Source organism: Cupriavidus sp. 2TAF22, assembly GCF_052115045.1.
GTDB lineage: Bacteria > Pseudomonadota > Gammaproteobacteria > Burkholderiales > Burkholderiaceae > Cupriavidus.
The window spans coordinates 38,970-58,011 of sequence record NZ_JBFRFX010000017.1; the positions used below are offsets into that span (position 1 = coordinate 38,970).

Genomic DNA, 19,042 nt, shown 5'->3' on the forward strand with positions numbered 1-19,042 from the left:
CCGCGGCGTCAGCGCCGCAGGCTGATGGCGTCGCCAGGCTCATCGCCGGCCGCGACCGCCGTCACCCGCTCGCGCAGCCAGGTATGGCCGGGATCGGCCTCGGTGCGGTCATGCCAGATCAGGGTAAAGGCAAAGCCCGGGAGCGCGAAGGGCGGCTCGAACACCGCGAAGCGCGCATCTTCCTCGAAGGCGGCCAGGCTGCGGCGCGCCGTGGTCAGGACCAGGTTGGTGCCGGCAATCAGCGCCGGCGCCACGCTCCAGTGAGGCAGCACGCAAGCGATCTTGCGCCGCCCGCCGATCTTGGCCACGGCGGCGTCGATGGCGTCCACGCGCTCGCTGTGGGCTGCCACCAGCACATGCGAGCGGGCCAGGTAAGCCACCTGGTCCAGCTTGCCCGGGCCGCGCACTGTCGCCGCATCCACCATGCAGGCATAGGACTCATCGAACAGCGCCGCGTCGCGCACGCCTTCGGGCAGTTGCTCGAACACGCCCAGCGCCAGGTCGATCTCGCCGTCCGCCACCTTGGCCACCATGCTTTCGCGGCTGGCCTGGGTGACGACCAGGTCGATGCCGGGCGCGGCCTTGCGCACCGCGCGCAGCAGCCCGGGCAGCAGCGCCATCGCACCGTAGTCGGACATCGCCAGGCGGAAGCTGCGGCGCGCCGTGGCCGGCTGGAAACCCGACGGCCCCAGCAGGATGCGCACCTGCGCCAGCGCTTCGGCCAGCGGCCCGGCCAGTTCGTGGGCGCGCGCGCTGGGCACCAGCCCGCCCTGGCCGCGCACCAGCAGCGGATCGTCCAGCAACTGGCGCAGGCGGCCCAGCGCATGGCTGACGGCCGGCTGGCTCAGGTGCAGCCGCAGGGCGGCGCGGGAAATATGTCGTTCGGCCAGCAGGGCTTCCAGCACCACCAGCAGGTTCAGGTCGATTGCACGTAGATCATTCATGGGGCGAATATTAACCGTATGAATCGAGAATTGGAAATTCGCCGTGCAATATTTCACACTGAGACATCGAATCGAAGCCGAGGGAGAGATGCGATGTCCAGTCTCAATGCCGTGCCGCCGCTAGCCGCCGGCCTGTTTCCTGTCCTGGTGGCCGTGGCCGCCGGGGCGGTCATCCCGTTCCAGGCCGGCGCCAATGCGATGCTGGGCCGCAGCCTCGGACATCCGCTGTGGGCGACCGTGGCTTCGCTGATGGTCAGCCTGGCGGTGGTGCTGCCAGTGCTGGCCTTGCTCAAGGCGCCCTTGCCGGCGCTGGCGCCCGTCGCGCGCGGCCCGGCCTGGATGTGGGCCGGCGGCGTGGCGGGGGTGTTCTATATCACGGCGGCGCTGATCCTGGCGCCGCGCCTGGGCGCGGGGGGCTTTCTCGCCGCCGTGGTGGCGGGGCAGATGATGGCGGCGCTGGTGATGGACCAGTTCGGGCTGGCCGGCTTCGCCGTGCGCGCGCTCACGCCGGGGCGGGCCGCCGGCGCGCTGCTGGTGGTGCTGGGGATGGCGCTGATGCAGTATGCGGGCAGCCCGGCCGCCGACCGCGTGACGCAGCCGGCTGGCTGATCAGCCGGCGTCGGCGGCTTTGCGGCGCCGGGCCAGGCAATCCGGGCACAGGCAATGCTGGCCGGGCACGATGCGCCGTGCCGGCAGCAGTGGCTCGCTGGCGCACCAGCACTGCGGCAGGCCGGCCGCGTAGCCGCACACGAAGCCCGCACCGCAGGCGCTGCAGTGCTCGACCGGGCGCAACTGGCCGGTGAGCACGGTGGCGGGGTCGCTCATGGCCGGGAGCCCGGCTCGTCGGGCTCGTCCTCGCGGCCCAGCCGGCTCATGGCGGTGCGCATCAGGCGCATCTGTGCCGAAAAATTGGTGCAGGCGTCGCAAATGGCAAGGTGAGCCCGCATGCGCACGCGCTCGATCCAGCTCAGCGGGCGGTCCATGCCTTCCATCGTCAGGCGGTGGATTTCGCGGCAGTTCGGCAGCAGGGGATCGCGGGGTGGCGTATCTGGCATCTCAGTCTCGGTCGGTCAGGCCTTGTGCCCGAACCAGTTCAGCTCCAGGCATTCGCGCAGGCGCATGCGGGCACGGTAGAGCATGACCCAGGCATTGGTCGTGGTGATGCCCAGTTCCTGACAGATTTCCTCGGTTTCCAGCTCCAGCCATTCCCGCATCATGAAGATGCGGCCGATCTTGGCCGGCAGCTTGTCGACGCACAGCTGCAGGATCTCGAAGAACTCGCGCCGCTCCAGTGTGCGGTCCGGGTTGCCCCAGTCGGAGGGCGGCGTGTGATAGTGGCCATTCTTGGTGAACAGGGCGTCCATGGCGTCGACGTCCGACTGCGCTTCGCCATCGTCGTCGCCGCCAAGCGCCAGGCGCACCTCGCGCCGGCCGCTGCGCAGGGTGTCGATGATCTTGTGCTTGAGGATGCCGATCAGGTAGGTCTTGAGCGCCGACTGGCCGGAAAAGCGCTCGGGGTGCTCGAGCGCGGCCACCAGGGTGTCGGACACGGTATCCTCGGCCAGTGCCTCGTCGCGCAGCTGCAGGCGCGCGAAGCGCAGCAGGTGGGGACGCAGGGCATTGAGTTCGTCCGGGTGCAGGCTCATGGTTGTCTTGCCGCTGTTCTTGTGTGGCGTGGTGCTCGCGCGGCCGTCGGACTGTTGCGCAGAGGGAACGCCATGGTGCACCGCAGGACGCATGCACCGGCCTTGCACCCCCGCAGTGCCCCCGTTGGTTCGCGTGCGCCCCGGTTTCTTGTAAAATCGGCGCCTGCCGCGGCCGGAGGTGGCTTGTTCGGGGCAAAAAGCCCGGAAACACTTGCCTGCCGCAGGTCAGAATCGCCATGATACCTGTTGAATCTCACGGATGTCCCTTGCCATGAACGCCGACACCCCTGGGCCTGCCGCAACCGCGGTGGCCGCCATTGCCCCAGCCCTCAAGGCCGAAATCCTCGCCGAGGCGCTGCCCTATATCCGTAAGTTTCACGGCAAGACCATCGTGGTCAAGTACGGCGGCAACGCCATGACCGAGGAAAAGCTCAAGCACGGCTTCGCGCGCGACGTGATCCTGCTCAAGCTGGTCGGCATGAACCCCGTGGTGGTCCACGGCGGAGGCCCGCAGATCGACGAGGCCCTGAAGAAGGTCGGCAAGGTCGGCACATTCATCCAGGGCATGCGCGTCACCGACGAAGAGACCATGGAAGTGGTCGAATGGGTGCTGGGCGGCGAAGTCCAGCAGGACATCGTCATGCTGATCAACCAGTACGGCGGCCAGGCCGTGGGCCTGACCGGCAAGGACGGTGGCCTGATCCGCGCCAAGCGCCTGAAGATGCCGGACCGCGAGAACCCGGGTGCCTTCATCGACATCGGCTACGTGGGCGATATCGAGGCCATCAACCCGGCCGTGGTCAAGGCGCTGCAGGATGACGCCTTCATCCCGGTGATCTCGCCGATCGGTTTCTCCGACGACGGCCAGGCCTACAACATCAACGCCGACGTGGTGGCTGGCAAGATGGCCGAGATCCTCAAGGCCGAGAAGCTGGTCATGATGACCAACATCCCGGGCGTGATGGACAAGGCCGGCAACCTGCTGACCGACCTGTCGGCGCGCGAGATCGAGGAACTGTTCGCGGACGGCACCATCTCCGGCGGCATGCTGCCGAAGATCTCGTCGGCGCTGGACGCGGCCAAGAGCGGCGTCAATTCGGTGCACATCGTCGACGGCCGCATCGAACACTCGCTGCTGCTCGAAATCCTGACCGAACAGGCGTTCGGCACCATGATCCGCTCGCACTAGAGTGGCATCCCCAGGCAGCGCGCGCCGCGCGCTGCCAACCCGGTCTCTCTCTCCTTCCCGCGTGCCAACACCAACACCGCCCCCGCGCCGAAGCCTGCGCGGTGCGCGCCGACGCCGCCCCGCGGGCGACAATTCCGGCCGCACCGTCTGGTTGTTCGACCTCGACAACACGCTGCACGACGCCTCGCACGCGATCTTCCCCGCCATCAACCAGTTAATGACGGCGTACGTGGCGCGCGTGATCGGCTGCGACGAGGCCACCGCCAGCGAGGTGCGCGTAAAGTACTGGCAGCGCTACGGTGCCACGCTGCTCGGCATGATCCGCCACCACGGCGTGGACCCGGCCGACTTCCTGCGCGCCGCGCACGACTTCCCGGAACTGGCGCAGATGGTGCGCGTGCGGCGCGGCCTGGTCGCGCACCTGCGCCGGCTGCCCGGGCGCAAGATCCTGGTGACCAATGCACCTGCCGAATACGCGCGCGCGGTGATGCGCGTGGCCGGCATCCGGCACTGCTTCGAGCGCGTGGTCGCGGTCGAGGACATGTGGGTGCACGGCCACCTGCGGCCCAAGCCGGACCGCCGCATGCTGCGCCGGCTGCTGGCCCAGGAGGGCGTGGCGCCGCACCGCGCGGTGCTGGTGGAAGACACGCTGTCCCATCTCAAGCGCTACGCCGGCACGGGCATCCGCACCGCATGGGTGACGGGCTACCTGCGCACGCTGGCGCCGTCGCGCCCCCATGATGTGCCGCTGCCGGCGGGCGCCGCGGTGGCGGGCGCGAGCGGCGATGCCGTGCTGCGCAGCACGCTGGATGCCGAGGACCGCCGGCACGCCGGCCATGCCGCGCAGGAGCGCAGCGTGACGCTGGTGGCGGCCGAGACGCAGGACCCGCCGGCCGCCTCCGTGGCGGGCACGAGCGCCCCGCAGGCGCAGCCGGCTTCGCTGCCGCGCGTGCGCGCGCGCATCGTAAATCGTCCCGGCTATGTGAACGTAAAAGTACAATCCATGCATCAACTCAAACAAAGAATGCGGGGAATCGGGTCATGATGCAGAGCAACGGGCGCCCGTCGGGCGCCGCTTCGAGCGCCGCTCCGGGCGCCTCCGCAGTCGCCGGCGGGCCAGGCGCGGGCGCCGACGGGGCGCCGGCACGCAAGCGCCCGCGTCCGGGCGAGCGGCGGGTGCAGATCCTGCAGACACTGGCCGGCATGCTGGAAGTGCCGCGCGGCGAGAAGATCACCACCGCGGCGCTGGCCGCCAAGCTCAGCGTCTCCGAGGCGGCGCTGTACCGCCACTTCGCCAGCAAGGCGCAGATGTTCGAAGGCCTGATCGGCTTTATCGAGCAGACCGTGTTCGGCCTGATCAACCAGATCACCACGCAGGAAGAGCACGGCCTGCGCCAGGCGCACGCCATCGTGCGCATGCTGCTTTCCTTCGCCGAGAAGAATCCCGGCATGACGCGCGTGCTGACCGGCGAGGCCCTGGTTGGCGAGCACGATCGCCTGCAGGAACGCATCAACCAGGTGGTCGACCGCATCGAAGCCTCGCTGCGGCAGTGCCTGAAGGTCGCCATCAGCCAGGGCGCCTTCCCGGCGGACGCCGACGTATCGGTGCGCGCCGCGCTGATCATGGCCGCCGTGCAGGGCCACTGGCACCGCTACGCCAAGAGCGGCTTCCGCAAGCTGCCGAGCGAGAACGCCGAAGCGCAGCTGCGCGTGCTGCTGGGCTGAGCCGCCTGCGGCTTCCCGTTTTTCCCGCCGCATCTTCCTGCATCTTCCCGCACCTGGGCGCCTGGATGTCCCGCACTCATTCCACGAGTGCGGGCGCGCCATGCCGCGCGCGCCCGGCCCGCTCCAGCCAGCGCCGCAGGCTGGCGCCGAGCGTACCGGCGGCGAGCAGCGGCAGGCCGATCCACAGGCATTCGAGCCAGAAGCGCGCCGCGCCGAACAGACCCGGCGGCGACAGCGGCAGCGGCCGCCAGGGCAGAGTCACGCGCTGGCTCGTGAGCGGGAAGAGCAGCGCGGCGCCGATGCCGCGGTCCATGAGCAGGTCCAGCATGGGGTGCGACACGGCGCTTGCCGCCACGAACAGGAATGAGATTCCGCGCCGCCAGCCGCAGCGCCGCGCCGCCAGCGCGGCCAGCAGGCCGAGCGCCAGCGCGAAACCGATCGAGTGCGTCAGGCCGCGGTGGCCGAACACCGTGTCGTAGCGCACGCCGGCATACCAGACGTTGAGCATGTCCAGGTCCGGCAGCACGCTCGCGGCGACGCCCGCGAGCAGCAGGCCGGCCGGCACGCGGCGCGTGCCGAGGGCGGCCGCCAGGGCCAGCGGCGGGGCGCAATGCAGATAGGTGGGCATGGCATGGTCTCCTTGCTCAGGCTTGCCCGGCGGGTGCTTCGGCGGGGGCCTCGGGCTTGTCGCGCAACGGCTGCCAGGCCGCGCCGGCCGCGTACCAGTCGATGCGGCGGGTCAGCACCATGATGGCCGCCAGGATCACGAACAGCAGCAGCGAACCGAGCATCAGCGCATTGTCCTCCGACAGCAGCAGCCCGTAGAGCGCGCCGTACAGCACGGTCAGGAGCACCGCGAACGCCAGCCCGCGCCGCCAGCTCTGCAGCACGAAGGACAGGTAGAAACCGAGCAGCCCGATGCAGGCGGTGCTGGCGGCCAGGTAGGCCAGCGCGAAGGCGATATGCTCGGACAGGCTCAGCAGCAGCAGGAAGAACACCGCCAGCGCCAGGCCCACCAGCAGGTACTGGATCGGATGGATGCGCAGGCGCTTGACCAGCTCGAACATGAAGAAGCCGGCAAAGGTCAGCAGCACGAACAGCGAGCCGTACTTTACCGCGCGCTCGACTTGCAGGTAGACGTTGACCGGCTCGATCAGCGTCACCGAGACCGTCTCCAGCATGCCGTCGCCGGAGCCGGCGAGCTGGTTGCGCACGCGCGTGTTGTACGCGGTCACGCTCCAGTTGCTGCGAAAGCCCCCGGCGTCCACGCTGCGCGTGCGCGGCAGGAAGGTGCCGTCGAAGCTCGGGTGCGGCCACGCCGACGCCAGCGAGATATCGTTCTGGTCGGCCACCGGCGCGAAGGCCAGCGACTGCGCGCCCAGCAGCGGCAGCGTCAGCGAGAACGGGACCACGCGCCGCGTGCCGGTCGCGCCGGTTGCGCCGTCGAGGCTGGAGGCGGTCCTGGCTGCGATCTCCGGCGCAGGCTTGGGCGCGGGCAGGTCGATATCGGCGTGCAGGCCCTGCGGCAGGCTCTTCAGCCCCGCGCCTTGTTCGAGCTTGAGGCGCTTGCCGTCGAGTTCGAGCGTGGGCGTCGCCATCAGCCCGCGGGTGTCGCCGAGGCCGATCGCCACGAACGGCTGTCCCGGCTCGAAGCTCACATGCCCCGCCGAGCGCGGCAGCTCGCCGGCATCGGGCAGGGCGATGGTGCCTTGCCAGCGGCTCTGCAGCTCGTACACCAGCACCTTGTGGATGCCGCGGTAGCGCTCGTTCGGCGTGATGTCGCCGCTCACGCGCAGCGTGGCGGGGAACACCAGCATCTGCTTGTCCTCCGCCTGCAGCACGGTGGCATTGGGCTGCTTGGGGTCGGTACGGTCCGCCACGCGCGTGACTTCCTTGTACGGCAGCACCAGCACCGGGCCGGTCAGGGTTTGCGGGCCGGCGTAGCTCTGCCAGACGCTGCGCACCGCCTGGTCGCGGTATTGCCTGCGGTCCTGCACGGTGTTGTCGACCAGGTGCAGGGGAATCAGGATCAGCAGCACCAGCAGGGCGGTGATGGCGGACTTGAAGAACAGGATGCGGTTCATGGCGGCAAGCGCGGGAGTCAGGATGACGCCGAGCTTAGGACCGCCGTGTGAGGTGCCGAGGAAGCCTGTGTGAAGCGAGTGTGTGGCGAATGTGCCGGTGCCGCGGGCGCGCCCGCCGTGCTATGCCGCCGGCAAGGTCAGCGTGGCACAGGCCCCGCCTTGCGCGCGGTTGGCCAGTGCGATGCCGCCGTGGTGCAGCGTGGCGATCTCGCGCACGAAGCACAGGCCCAGCCCGGTGCTCTTGTCCTGCCCGCCGGGGCGCGGCAGCGAGTAGAAACGCTCGAACAGGCGCGGCAGCGCATAGTCCGGTATGCCCGGGCCCTGGTCGGCCACGTGCACGGCGACGGTGTCGCCGGTCTGTTCCACCGACACGGCCACGGTGCTCTGCGCGGGGGCGAAGTCGAGTGCGTTCTCCAGCAGGTTGGCCAGTGCCTGGTGCAGCAGGAACGGATCGCCCTCCACGACCGCATCGGACTGCGCGGGCAGCAGGTGTAGCGACAGTTCGCGCTGGCGCGCGCGCGGCTCCAGCTCCAGCAGCAGTTGCCCGATCAGCGGCAGCAGCGCCACGCGCTCGCGCGTCTCCAGGCGCTGGCGTTGTTCCAGCGCGGCCAGCGCCAGCAGTTTGCGGATCATCTGCTCGAGGCGCTGGGCCTGGCGGCGGATATTGGCGACGAAGCGGCCGCGGTCCGCCGCGCTCATGTCCTCCTGCAACAATTCGGCCGCGCCGCTGATGGCCGCCAGCGGGCTCTTCATCTCATGCGTGAGGGTGTGGATGTAGTGCTCGACGTACTGCTTGTCCTCCAGCCGCAGGCGCATGCTTTCCACCGAGCGGCCGAGCTCGGCCAGCTCGCTGGCGCCGCGCAGCGGCATCTCGGCGCGCTCGCCCGCGGCCACCGAACGCGCGTATCGCTGCAGGCGGCGCAGGCCGTGCACCAGCCACAGCGTGCAGGCCAGGCCGATGACGAAGGCGCCGCCCATCAGCAACAGGCCGTTGAGCAGGATCTTGCGCTGGCTGCGCTCGATGAACGGCGCCATGGTGACGTTCGGCTTGGCCACCGTCAGCACGCCGATGATCTTGTCGCCGTCGCGGATCGGCGCGGCCACGTGCATGACCGTGCTGGCGTCGTCGTCCGGGTTGGCGCGCGTGCTGCGCGCGCCGTATTCGCCGCGCAAGGTGCGGTAGACATCGTTCCAGCGCGAGTAGTCCGCGCCCACGGCGGCATCGCCGGAATCGAAACGCACGATGCCGCCGGCGTCCGTGATGTAGATGCGGTAGCCCACCGCGTCCTTGTGCATGCCCCACACGTTGGCGTCGACCTTGTCCTCGCGCAGGCGCGCCATGCGCCGCGCGAAGGCCCCGTCGGCGATGTGGCCGCTTTTCATGTCGTCGGCGGCCAGCACCGCGAGCACGTGCGCGGTATCGACCAGCGTGTCCTCCATGGCCTGCCGCACGCCCGGCTTGACCTCCTGCACGAACACGCGCAGCGTGAGAAAGGCCGCCAGCCCGACGATCAGGAAGAAGCCGAAGAAGATGCGAAGGCCGATATGCATGCGTGGCGGTCAGTGCGGGGTGAACGGGCGGGAGGCGCTCAGCCTTCGAGCGAATAGCCCATGCCGCGATGTGTGCGGATCGGGTCGCAGCCGGGGTCGAGCGCGCGCAGCTTGGCGCGCACGGTCTTGACGTGGGTGTCGACGGTGCGGTCGCTGGTGTCGGCGGCGTCATGCCAGACCAGCTCCATGAGCTGCGCGCGCGAATAGATGCGGCCCGGGTGTCCGAGCATCAGTGCCAGCAGCCGGTATTCGTAACGCGTCAGGTCCAGCCACTGGCCGCGCCAGGCCAGGCGCGCGCCGTCGGCGTCGAGCGTGAAGCCATCGGGCCGGGCGTTGGCGGGCGGCAGTGGCGCGACGGGTTGCGCCGACAAGCGCGTGCCGGCGCGGCGCAGGATCACCCGCACCCGTGCGGCCAGCTCGCGCGGCGAGAAGGGCTTCACCACGTAGTCGTCGGCGCCGATCTCCAGGCCGACGATGCGGTCGATTTCCTCGTTGCGCGCGGTCAGGAAGATCACCGGCACGTCGGAGAAGGTGCGCAGCGTGCGGCAGACCTCGAAGCCGTTGATGTCCGGCAGGCCCACGTCCAGGATCACCAGGTCGGGCACCTGCGCGCGCAGCCGCTCCAGCGCGGCGCCGCCGAGCGCGCAGTGGGCGACCGTCATGCCGTCGGTGGACAGCGCATAGAGGATGGTGTCCGCGATCGCGGCTTCGTCTTCGATGACCAGGATACTGGGCGGGTTCGTCAAGGCAAGGCTCGTTGGCAGTAGGGGCAGGCAGCGGTGCGGCCGGTTTGCTCTATAATAAGCGGGTCGCGCCGATTTGATGACTGGCTTGCGGGCGCGCGGCAGCCTCGGGCTCCATTGCACATGCGTGCGGGAGCGTCGCGGCGGCCAATATAAATGCGGCTAAAGAGGTTGGGTCGGTACCCTGCCACGCAAGGCACCGACGCGCGGGAAACAAGACCCGCGCAAAACCCGATTGGCTGCGCCGCCGTTCATGCAAAGAGCAATTCAAGCTGCATGCAACGGCCACGCAAATGCCGGTCGGGTTTTTTTATGCCCGTTCGCTGACGGGCCGATTCCATGACAGACGTAGCTACGCCTCCTGCCACGCTGGCCTTGCCCGCCGATTCGGTCGGCATCGTCACGCCGCAGCGCATGCATTTCCCCGAGCCGCTGAAGCTGCGCAACGGCACCTCGATCACCGACTACGACCTGATGGTCGAGACCTACGGCACGCTCAACGCAGCCCGCTCCAACGCCGTGCTGGTGTGCCACGCGCTCAATGCCTCGCACCACGTGGCGGGCGTGTACGCGCACGATCCGCGCGACGTTGGCTGGTGGGACAATATGGTCGGCCCGGGCAAGCCGCTCGACACCAACCGCTTCTTCGTCATCGGCGTCAACAACCTCGGCTCGTGCTTCGGCTCGACCGGGCCGATGAGCCCGAACCCCGCCACCGGCAATCCCTACGGCGCGATGTTCCCGGTGGTGACGGTGGAAGACTGGGTCAACGCGCAGGCGCGCGTGGCCGACCAGTTCGGCATCGCGCAGTTCGCCGCGGTGATGGGCGGCAGCCTGGGCGGCATGCAGGCGCTGGCCTGGAGCCTGATGTATCCGGAGCGGCTGCGCCACTGCATCGTGGTGGCCTCCACGCCCAAGCTGTCGGCGCAGAACATCGCCTTCAACGAGGTGGCGCGCAGCGCCATCCTGTCGGACCCCGACTTCCACGGCGGCAACTACTACGCGCACAACGTCAAGCCCAAGCGCGGCCTGCGCGTGGCGCGCATGATCGGCCATATCACCTACCTGTCCGATGAGGACATGGCCGAGAAATTCGGCCGCGAGCTCAAGACCGACGACATCCGCTTCTCGTTCGACGTCGAGTTCCAGGTGGAGAGCTACCTGCGCTACCAGGGCGACAAGTTCGCCGAGTATTTCGATGCCAATACCTACTTGCTGATCACGCGCGCGCTGGACTACTTCGATCCGGCGCTGGCGTTCGGCGGGGACCTGAAGCGCGCGGTGGCGCAGACCCAGGCCAGCTTCCTGGTGGCCAGCTTCACCACCGACTGGCGCTTCGCGCCCAACCGCAGCCGCGAGCTGGTCAAGGCGCTGCTCGACAACAAGCGCCCGGTCAGCTACGCCGAGATCGACGCGCCGCATGGCCACGACGCCTTCCTGCTGGACGACCCGCGCTATCACGACCTGATGCGCGCCTACTACGAACGCATCGCCGAGGAGATTGGCGCATGAATGCCGCTGCCAACCCCAATATCCTGGCGCTGCGCCCGGACTTCCGCGCCATCGCGCGCTGGATCGAGCCCAATTCCACCGTGCTCGACCTGGGCTGCGGCGACGGCAGCCTGCTGCGCGTGCTGCAGGACGAGCTGGACGTGCAGGCCTACGGCATCGAGATCCAGGACCAGGGCGTGCTGGCCTGCGCGCAGAAGGGCGTGCACGTGATCCAGCAGAACCTGGAAGGCGGGCTGGCGCTGTTCGAGGACAAGAGCTTCGATACGGTGATCCTGTCGCAGACGCTGCAGACGATCCACAACACGGCGCAGGTCCTGCGCGAGACGCTGCGGGTGGGGCGCGAATGCATCGTGTCCTTCCCCAACTTCGGCTACTGGCCGCACCGCCTGTCGGTGTTCCGCGGCCGCATGCCGGTGTCGGAGGCGCTGCCCTACCAGTGGTACAACACGCCCAACGTGCGCGTGCTGACCATCAGCGACTTCGAGGCGCTGGCGCCCAAGGTCGGGCTGCGCATCGTGGACCGCGTGGTGATGCACGAGGGCGTGACCGTGAACTGGGGCGGGAACTGGCGCGGCAGCCTGGCGGTGTACCGCGTTTGCGCGACCTGAGCGCCAACTGAGCGCAGGCTAGCCGCTCGCGCCGTCTCCCGCACCGGCCTGCGCCACCAGGTGGTCGACGAAGGCGCGGACCTTGGGCGCCAGGTGGCGCGTCGGCGTATAGACCGCATAGGCGGTGCCCACATAGGGTTCCAGGATCTCCCAGCCGTCCAGCACGGCCGCCAGCCTGCCGGAGGCCAGTGCCGCCGCAGCCGAGAAATCGGGCACCAGTCCGATGCCGCCGCCGGCCTCGGCCATGGCCACGATCGCCATGCTGTTGTTGAGCGTGACCCGTGGCGGGATCCGCAGCGACACGGCCTGGCCGTCGTCCTTGCGCCGCAGGCTCCAGCGCTCGCCGAAGGCGCCATAGCCGAGGTAGATGCAGCGGTGCGTGGCGAGCGCGGCCGGCTCCTGCGGCGTGCCGTGCCGCGCCAGCCAGCCGGGTGCGGCCACCAGCCGGTAGCGCACCGGGCGCAGCGGCCGGGCCGCCAGGCCCGGCGCCAGTTCGCGCGCGATGCGGATGGCGACGTCGACGCCTTCCTCCACCAGGTCCACCAGCCGGTCGGCCAGCGTGAGCTGCAGGTCCAGCTGCGGGTAGCGGTCCAGCAAGGCCGGCAGCAGGGGCGCCAGCCACGCCTGGCCGAACACCACCGGTGCCGTCACGCGCAGCAGCCCTTGCGGCGCGGCGCCGTAGGCTCCGGCCAGCGTGTCGACTTCCTGCGCCGCCGCCACCATGCGCGCGCAGGCGGCATGCACGGCCTGGCCCAGTTCGGTGAGCGCGAAGGCGCGGGTGGTCCGCTGCAGCAGGCTGCCGCCGATGGCCGCCTCCAGCCGCGTGACATGGCGGCTCACCGCCGACGGCGTCATGCCCAGCTGGCGCGCGGCGGCGGAGAAGCTGCCGCATTCCACCACCCGGGCAAACACGGCCATGGCATTGAGTTGCGCGACGGGCATGGATGATCTCCTGCATTTGTGACCGCAGGTCAAATAGTAATTGCATTGCTGATGGATTGTTGACCTGTGTGCATGGTGAAACAATGCATCCATGCAAAGCACAATCCGCAGGAGAACGACATGAGCAGCAATCAATCCACTGCCGCCGCCGGGGCGCATGGCGCGGCGCCTGCCGCCGGCTCCGGGCAGCGTGGCGGCGCCTGGCGCATGGTGGCGGCCATGGCGCTCTCGGGGACCATCGGCTGGTTCGTGGTCACCAGCGGGCAGCCGCCGGTGGACGTGGTGTTTTTCCGCTGCCTGTTCGGCGGCGCCGCGCTGCTCGGCACGCTGGCGCTGCGGCGCGGCTGGCAGCCCATGCGCCGCGCCGAATGGGGCTGGCTGGCGCTGGGTGGCGTCACGCTGATCCTCAACTGGCTGTGCCTGTTCTCGGCCTATGCCTATAGCGGCATCTCGGTTTCCACGGTGGTCTATCACACCCAGCCGTTCTTCCTGCTGCTGCTGGCGGCGCTGTTCCAGCGCGAAGCCATCGCGCCCGGGCGGCTGGCCTGGCTGGTGCTGGCCTTCGGCGGGGTGGTGCTGATCACCGGCATCGAGCATGGCGGCGCCGGCCGCGGCATGCTGGCCGGCGTCGGGCTGGCGATGCTGGCGGCCCTGCTGTACGCCATCACCACCATGGCCACGCGCCGCCTGAAGGGGATTCCTGCCGGGCAGATCGCCGGGCTGCAGATGGTGCTGGGCGTGCTCATGCTGTCGCCGCTGGCGCATCCGGCGGTGGCCAGCTTCGACGGCCGTACCTGGGGCGCGCTGCTGGCGCTGGGCCTGGTGCATACCGGCGTGATGTACACGCTGCTCTACGGCGCTTTCCAGCGGCTCAATGTGCTGTCGATCGCCACGCTGTCGTTCGTCTATCCGCTGGTGGCCATCGTGATCGACGTGCTGGTGTTCGGCGTGGTGCTCACGGCGCTGCAACTGGCGGGCATGGCGATGATCCTGCTGGCGGTGGTAGGCAACCAGCTTGGCTGGGCGCCCTGGCAGCGCAGGCGGGCAGGGGACTGACGGCGAACTGGCCGGTTCAGCGGACCAGGGCGGTTTTGGCGTATTATCGAACGGTCGTACTTTTTTGTAGACCGATCATCCGGTCCCGATTGCAGAACCACAAGACGCCGAGACGCCGAGACATCATGACCGCCACGCAAGTCGCCAGCCAGCCCGTCCATTCCTTCGACCACGCGATCGCGCTGGAGCCGGCGGGCGGCAACCTCTTCCACGGCCGCACCACGCCCGCATACTGGAACATGATCGGCCCGTTCGGCGGCATCACCGCGGCCACCCTGCTGCAGGCCGTGCTCCAGCATCCGGCCCGGCTCGGCGATCCGTCCGCGCTGACCGTCAACTTCGCCGGCCCGATCGTGGAAGGACCGTTCGTGATCGAGGCGCGTCCGGTGCGCACCAACCGCAATACGCAGCATTGGTCGATCGAACTGCGCCAGGGTGACGAGGTGGCCACTACCGCCACGGCCTTTTTTGCGGTGCGCCGCGAGACCTGGGACTGCACCGAGGCGGCGTTCCCGCAGGTGCCGGCCGCCGACGCCGTGCCATCCATGGCGGGCTTCGCCCCGGTGCGCTGGCTCAAGGCCTACGATCTGCGTCCGGTGCGCGGCGCCAGGCCCGATGCCGAGCCTGGCACCGAGAATCCCGACAGCCTGACCCAGTTCTGGCTGCGCGACGCGCCGGCGCGCACGCCGGACTTCGCCGCCATGGCGGCGTGGTGCGACACCTTCTACCCGCGCATCTTCCTCAAGCGCGCCGGCTTCGTGCCGGCCGGCACGGTGTCATTGACCACGTACTTCCATGCCGATGCCGCCACCCTGGCCGGCCTGGGCGACAGCCATGTGCTGGGCAGTGCGCAGGCGCAGGTGTTCCGCCAGGGCTTCTTCGACCAGAGCGCCCAGATCTGGAGCCCGCGCGGCGAGCTGCTGGCCACTTCGCACCAGATCGTCTACTACAAGCAGTAAGGACGCCGCGGCCGCCGGCTCAGGCGGTCACGGCGCGCGCGCTGGCCTCGTAGCGGTGCACGGTGTTGCGCATCGCCCAGAGCAGCGCCACGCCCGGCAGCGCCACCACCACGGTGCTGAGGTAGAACGCCGGCCAGCCGAAGGCCTCGACCAGGTAGCCCGAGCTGGGGCCCACGTAGACGCGCCCGACCGAGGCCAGCGCCGACAGCAGCGCGTACTGGGTGGCGGAAAAGGAGCGGTTGCACAGCGTCATCAGCAGCGCCACGAAGGCGGCCGTGCCCATGCCGCCGCACAGGTTCTCCACGAAGATGGTGGCGCCCATGCTCCACAGGTGCGGCGGCGTCACCGCCAGCAGCCAGTAGCCGAGGTTGGACACGGCCTGCAGCACGCCGAACAGCAGCAGCGAGCGGTACAGGCCAAGGCGCACCATCAGCGTGCCGCCAAACAGCGCGCCGACGATGGTGGCGGCCAGTCCCAGCGTCTTGTTGACCAGGCCCACTTCGCCGGCCGAGAAGCCCACGCCGCGGATCAGGAAGGTGGTGGAAAGGCTGCCGGCAAAGGCATCGCCAAGCTTGTACAGCACGATCAGCAGCAGCAGCCACCACGCGCCCGGACGCGAGAAGAAGTCGCGCAGCGGCCCCAGCACCGCCTCCTCCATCGAGCGCGGCGTGCGTGCCGGCGACTCGGCCTCGGGCGCCCACCACAGCGAAAAGATACCGATGCCCATCAGGCCGGCCATCAGGATGTACATCTGCTGCCAGCCCATCACGCGGTCGGCCAGCCACAGCGCCAGCCCGCCCGACACCAGCATCGCCAGCCGGTAGCCCAGCACCTTGACCGCCGCGCCGACGCCGCGCTCGGGCGCGCGCAGCACGTCGGTGCTGTAGGCGTCGAAAACGATGTCCTGCGAGGCCGACAGGAAGGCCACCAGCGTGGCCAGTGCGGCCAGCGTCCACAACGCCTCGCGCGGCGGGCAGAAGGCCATCCCGGCGATGCCCAGCACCAGCGCGAGCTGCGTGACCAGCAGCCAGCCGCGGCGCCGGCCAAGCAGCGGTGGCGTGTAGCGGTCCATCAGCGGAGCCCACAGGAACTTGAAGATATAGGCCTGGCCCACCAGCGAAAAGAAGCCGATGGTCTTGATGTCGAGGCCTTCCACCGTCATCCAGGCCTGCAAGGTGCCGGAAGTGAGCGCCAGCGGCAGGCCGGAAGCAAAGCCCAGCGTCAGCATGGCGCCGATGCGGCGGTTGCGGAAAATGTCGAGATAGTCTTGGAAGGTCATGAATCAGTGGGCATCAGGCCGGGCGAGGCGCCGTGTATTATTGCATTACCGTTGCGGCCGGCCCCGGTGGATGTCCGGCCCTTTTCCAGTCCAAATCGTTCCGCGTGCCGCCGACCGCTTCCGGGGAATCTTCCATGTCCGATTGCCAGCGTTGTCAGAACCGCCACCGGCGGGCCGGGATGGCGATGCCGCGGCGGTTCGCCGCACTGGCCCTGGCCGCCTCGGCCGCGTTCGGCATGACGGCGGGCCTGGCGCAGGAGGCCGGGCCCGACGACGGCATCCGCGTGCAGCGCGGCGGCGCCTCGGTGCGGCAGATCGTCCCGGTCGAGGTGATCGAGCAGCAGGCCTCGCAGGAGTACGAGCAGCTCAAGGAAGAGGCGCAGTCCAAGCGCACGCTGATGCCGGACAGCAATCCGCAGCTGATCCGCCTGCGCGCCCTCGCCAAGCGGATCCTGCCGCAGACGCCACGCTGGAACGAGCGTGCGCGGCAGTGGAAGTGGGAGGTCAACCTGATCAGCTCGAAGCAGGTCAATGCCTTCTGCATGCCGGGCGGCAAGATCGCTTTCTACACCGGCCTGCTCGAGCAGCTAAAGCTGACCGACGACGAGGTCGCCATGGTGATGGGGCACGAGATCGCCCACGCCCTGCAGGAGCATGCGCGCGAGCGCGCCGCCAAGTCCGAGATCACCAATCTCGGCGCCAATGTCATCTCGCAGCTGTTCGGCTTCGGCAACCTGGGCAATATGGCCATCGGCGCCAGCGCGCAGCTGCTCACGCTGCGCTTCTCGCGCTCCGACGAGACCGAGGCGGACCTGGTCGGCATGGATATCGCCGCGCGCGCCGGCTTCGACCCGCGCGCCGCGATCTCGCTGTGGCAGAAGATGGGCATGGTGTCGCAGGTCGCGGCGCAGCCCGGCTCCGAGTTCCTCTCCACCCATCCCTCCGGCCGGACCCGTATCGCCGAGCTCGAGAAACACATGCCCGAGGTGTTGCCGCTGTACGCGCGCGCCATCGAGTCCAACATGGCCAGGCTGCCGGCTTACCGCGCCAATATGGCCAACCTGGGCGACGCGCCGGTCGACAGCGGCGACGACGACCGCCAGGCGCCACTAAAAAAGTAAAGACGGCCAGGGCCTCCGCCTTGCGGCGTATCGCATACGATGAAAGGCAGGCGTGGCTGGCGTGGTCCGGGCCGCCCGCCGGGTGCCATGGCGCGCAGCGCCGATGGCATTTCCCGTTGCGTCGCTGAGCAAGGAGCGGAACATGAAACGATGGGTGCGGTTCAGCCTGATGGCCGGTGCCCTGCTGGCCGGAGCCAACGCGCAGGCCGGCGACCAGTTGCTCAACCAGCCGATCGACAAGGCGCTGGCGTCGGCCGATGCCAAGGCGCGCGTCGATCCGTCGATCAAGCTCCAGTTCGGCTTGAACCGGCCGGCCGATGTCCAGGGCGGGCAGTCGTTCAAGACCGTCAAGCGCATCCGCCGGCCCATCGACACTAGCAGCGCCACCGGCGGCCCGCCGCCGCCGGGCGACGAGGAACTGTGCGCCACCACCTTCGTGCAGGCCGTGCAGGAGCTGCAGCAGCGCGCGATGAAGGAGGGGGGCAACGCGGTGATCGATATCCGCAGCAACTGGAAGAACGACGAGACCGCCAGCGACAGCACCTATGTCTGCGCCAAGGGCGGCGTCTTTATCGGCGTCGCGCTCAAGGGCGTGGTGGTCCGCACGGGCAGCTGAGCCCGGCTGCGGCCGCCCACGAAAAAAGCCGGCGGCTGCCGGCTTTTTTCGTTTGCCGCGAGCGGCAGGGCGAGGATCAGGCGCTGAGCCCGGTTGCCTCGTCCGCGCCCACGTGCACGTTCATGCATTGCACGGCGGCGCCGGCGGCGCCCTTGCCCAGGTTATCCAGGCGCGCCATCAGCACGATGCGCTCGGCCGAGCCGAACACGAACAGGTCCACGCGGTTGGTATCGTTGCTGGCCTGCACGTCGAAGAAGCCGCCGTCGAGATTGGCCTCATCGCCCACCGGCATCACGCGCACGAACTGCTCGCCTTCATAGTGCTTGCGATAGATGTCGGCGATCTGCTCCGGCGTGACCTTGCGCGCCAGGCGGTCCGGGTACACCGGCACGGTCACCGCCAGGCCCTTGAGGAAGTTGCCGACGATCGGGTTGAAGATCGGTGCCTGCGCCAGGCCGGTCTGCACGCGCATTTCCGGCAGGTGCTTGTGCGCCAGGCCCAGGCCGTAGGGACGCGGGCTGTTCAGCTTCGGGTTACCGCCGGCTTCGAACTCGGCAATCATCTGCTTGCCGCCGCCGCTGTAGCCGGTCAGCGAGAAAGCCGAGACCGGATAGTCGGCCTGCATCACGCCGGCTTCCACCAGCGGGCGCACGGCCAGCACGAAGGCACTGGCATGGCAGCCCGGCACGGCGATGCGCTTGCTCGCGCGGATCTTCTCGCGCTGGCCGCGCGTCAGTTCCGGCAGGCCGTAGGCCCAGCTGTCGGTGGTGCGGAAGGCCGTGCTGGCGTCGATCACGCAGGTGTCCGGGTTGGTCACCAGAGACACGGCTTCGCGCGAGGCCACGTCGGGCAGGCACAGGAAAGCGACGTCGGCGGCATTCAGGAATCGTGCTCGTTCGGCCGGATCCTTGCGCTTGTCGTCGGCGATACGCAGCAGTTCCACGTCGGAACGGCCGGAGAGATAGTCGAGCAACCGGAGGCCGGTGGTGCCTTCCTGACCATCTACGAACACTTTGAAAACCATGGCGGACTCACTCGGAAATACGAAGGTTCCCGTGCCGGAATCG

General features: G+C 69.1%; 21 protein-coding genes. 10 read left to right on the top strand and 11 right to left on the bottom strand.

Features of this window, described 5'->3' with window-relative positions; genetic code table 11:
* Window positions 1-8: 8 nt before the first annotated feature.
* On the bottom strand, window positions 9-944 hold the full coding sequence (locus tag AB4Z48_RS21015) for a LysR family transcriptional regulator (protein ID WP_441617463.1): 936 nt from the start codon (window positions 942-944) through the stop codon (window positions 9-11).
* A gap of 93 nt (window positions 945-1,037) precedes the next feature.
* Between AB4Z48_RS21015 and AB4Z48_RS21020 the strand changes: the two genes are divergently transcribed.
* Entirely contained in the window at window positions 1,038-1,553 is a 516-nt protein-coding gene (locus tag AB4Z48_RS21020; RefSeq protein ID WP_441617465.1) for a DMT family transporter, read from the top strand.
* Here the strand turns inward: AB4Z48_RS21020 and AB4Z48_RS21025 are convergent, their stop codons facing one another.
* Genes AB4Z48_RS21025 through AB4Z48_RS21035 form a run of 3 tightly spaced genes read right to left on the bottom strand, consistent with a single transcriptional unit; the run spans window position 1,554 to window position 2,590 of the window.
* Window positions 1,554-1,769 (bottom strand): cysteine-rich CWC family protein, encoded by a 216-nt coding sequence (locus AB4Z48_RS21025; protein WP_441617467.1) that lies wholly within the window; start codon window positions 1,767-1,769, stop codon window positions 1,554-1,556.
* A complete protein-coding gene (locus tag AB4Z48_RS21030) occupies window positions 1,766-1,999 on the bottom strand; it encodes a zf-HC2 domain-containing protein (RefSeq protein ID WP_441617469.1) in 234 nt (77 codons plus the stop codon). The genes AB4Z48_RS21025 and AB4Z48_RS21030 overlap by 4 nt, the downstream gene beginning before the upstream one ends.
* Before the next feature lie 15 nt (window positions 2,000-2,014).
* Window positions 2,015-2,590, bottom strand: coding sequence for a sigma-70 family RNA polymerase sigma factor (locus tag AB4Z48_RS21035; RefSeq protein ID WP_441617471.1), 576 nt, complete (start codon window positions 2,588-2,590; stop codon window positions 2,015-2,017).
* A gap of 271 nt (window positions 2,591-2,861) precedes the next feature.
* Between AB4Z48_RS21035 and argB the strand changes: the two genes are divergently transcribed.
* The 3 genes from argB (at window position 2,862) to slmA (ending at window position 5,504) form a co-directional block, all read left to right on the top strand.
* On the top strand, window positions 2,862-3,779 hold the full coding sequence (argB, locus tag AB4Z48_RS21040) for an acetylglutamate kinase (protein WP_441617473.1): 918 nt from the start codon (window positions 2,862-2,864) through the stop codon (window positions 3,777-3,779).
* Window positions 3,780-3,840: 61 nt separating this feature from the next.
* The gene (locus tag AB4Z48_RS21045; protein WP_441617475.1) at window positions 3,841-4,824 is read left to right on the top strand and encodes a pyrimidine 5'-nucleotidase; all 984 of its coding nucleotides are present in this window, start codon (window positions 3,841-3,843) and stop codon (window positions 4,822-4,824) included.
* Entirely contained in the window at window positions 4,821-5,504 is a 684-nt protein-coding gene (gene slmA, locus AB4Z48_RS21050; RefSeq protein WP_441617477.1) for a nucleoid occlusion factor SlmA, read from the top strand. The genes AB4Z48_RS21045 and slmA overlap by 4 nt, the downstream gene beginning before the upstream one ends.
* A gap of 76 nt (window positions 5,505-5,580) precedes the next feature.
* Here slmA and AB4Z48_RS21055 read toward each other — a convergent pair whose 3' ends face one another.
* The 4 genes from AB4Z48_RS21055 to creB form a co-directional block, all read right to left on the bottom strand.
* A complete protein-coding gene (locus AB4Z48_RS21055) occupies window positions 5,581-6,132 on the bottom strand; it encodes a metal-dependent hydrolase (RefSeq protein WP_441617479.1) in 552 nt (183 codons plus the stop codon).
* Between the two features lie 16 nt (window positions 6,133-6,148).
* A complete protein-coding gene (gene creD, locus AB4Z48_RS21060) occupies window positions 6,149-7,588 on the bottom strand; it encodes a cell envelope integrity protein CreD (RefSeq protein ID WP_441617481.1) in 1,440 nt (479 codons plus the stop codon).
* A 120-nt stretch (window positions 7,589-7,708) separates the two neighbouring features.
* Window positions 7,709-9,139, bottom strand: coding sequence for a two-component system sensor histidine kinase CreC (gene creC, locus AB4Z48_RS21065; RefSeq protein ID WP_441617483.1), 1,431 nt, complete (start codon window positions 9,137-9,139; stop codon window positions 7,709-7,711).
* Between the two features lie 38 nt (window positions 9,140-9,177).
* Window positions 9,178-9,885: a two-component system response regulator CreB gene (gene creB, locus AB4Z48_RS21070; protein WP_441617485.1), complete on the bottom strand. Its 708-nt coding sequence runs from the start codon at window positions 9,883-9,885 to the stop codon at window positions 9,178-9,180.
* A gap of 336 nt (window positions 9,886-10,221) precedes the next feature.
* Here creB and metX point away from each other — a divergent pair, with 336 nt between their 5' ends.
* Entirely contained in the window at window positions 10,222-11,394 is a 1,173-nt protein-coding gene (gene metX, locus AB4Z48_RS21075; protein WP_441617487.1) for a homoserine O-succinyltransferase MetX, read from the top strand.
* Window positions 11,391-12,002, top strand: coding sequence for a methionine biosynthesis protein MetW (gene metW, locus AB4Z48_RS21080; protein ID WP_441617489.1), 612 nt, complete (start codon window positions 11,391-11,393; stop codon window positions 12,000-12,002). Before metX ends, metW begins: the two co-directional genes overlap by 4 nt.
* Window positions 12,003-12,020: 18 nt before the next feature.
* On the opposite strand, the gene AB4Z48_RS21085 is transcribed toward metW, so the two are convergent.
* Window positions 12,021-12,944 (bottom strand): LysR family transcriptional regulator, encoded by a 924-nt coding sequence (locus AB4Z48_RS21085; RefSeq protein ID WP_441617491.1) that lies wholly within the window; start codon window positions 12,942-12,944, stop codon window positions 12,021-12,023.
* Window positions 12,945-13,151: 207 nt separating this feature from the next.
* Here AB4Z48_RS21085 and AB4Z48_RS21090 point away from each other — a divergent pair, with 207 nt between their 5' ends.
* Window positions 13,152-14,000 carry a DMT family transporter gene (locus tag AB4Z48_RS21090; protein WP_441617654.1) on the top strand — a complete coding sequence of 283 codons (849 nt, stop codon included), beginning with the start codon at window positions 13,152-13,154 and terminating at the stop codon, window positions 13,998-14,000.
* Window positions 14,001-14,125: 125 nt separating this feature from the next.
* The gene (locus AB4Z48_RS21095) at window positions 14,126-14,959 is read left to right on the top strand and encodes an acyl-CoA thioesterase (protein ID WP_441617493.1); all 834 of its coding nucleotides are present in this window, start codon (window positions 14,126-14,128) and stop codon (window positions 14,957-14,959) included.
* Window positions 14,960-14,978: 19 nt separating this feature from the next.
* On the opposite strand, the gene AB4Z48_RS21100 is transcribed toward AB4Z48_RS21095, so the two are convergent.
* Window positions 14,979-16,238, bottom strand: a complete 1,260-nt coding sequence (locus AB4Z48_RS21100; protein ID WP_441617495.1) for a muropeptide transporter — start codon at window positions 16,236-16,238, stop codon at window positions 14,979-14,981.
* A gap of 185 nt (window positions 16,239-16,423) precedes the next feature.
* Here AB4Z48_RS21100 and AB4Z48_RS21105 point away from each other — a divergent pair, with 185 nt between their 5' ends.
* Together AB4Z48_RS21105 and AB4Z48_RS21110 are read left to right on the top strand one after the other, a co-directional pair.
* Window positions 16,424-17,359, top strand: a complete 936-nt coding sequence (locus AB4Z48_RS21105) for a M48 family metallopeptidase (RefSeq protein WP_441617656.1) — start codon at window positions 16,424-16,426, stop codon at window positions 17,357-17,359.
* Between the two features lie 142 nt (window positions 17,360-17,501).
* On the top strand, window positions 17,502-17,975 hold the full coding sequence (locus AB4Z48_RS21110; protein ID WP_441617497.1) for an excinuclease ATPase: 474 nt from the start codon (window positions 17,502-17,504) through the stop codon (window positions 17,973-17,975).
* A 76-nt stretch (window positions 17,976-18,051) separates the two neighbouring features.
* On the opposite strand, the gene argC is transcribed toward AB4Z48_RS21110, so the two are convergent.
* A complete protein-coding gene (argC, locus tag AB4Z48_RS21115) occupies window positions 18,052-18,999 on the bottom strand; it encodes an N-acetyl-gamma-glutamyl-phosphate reductase (RefSeq protein ID WP_441617499.1) in 948 nt (315 codons plus the stop codon).
* Window positions 19,000-19,042 lie beyond the last annotated feature (43 nt).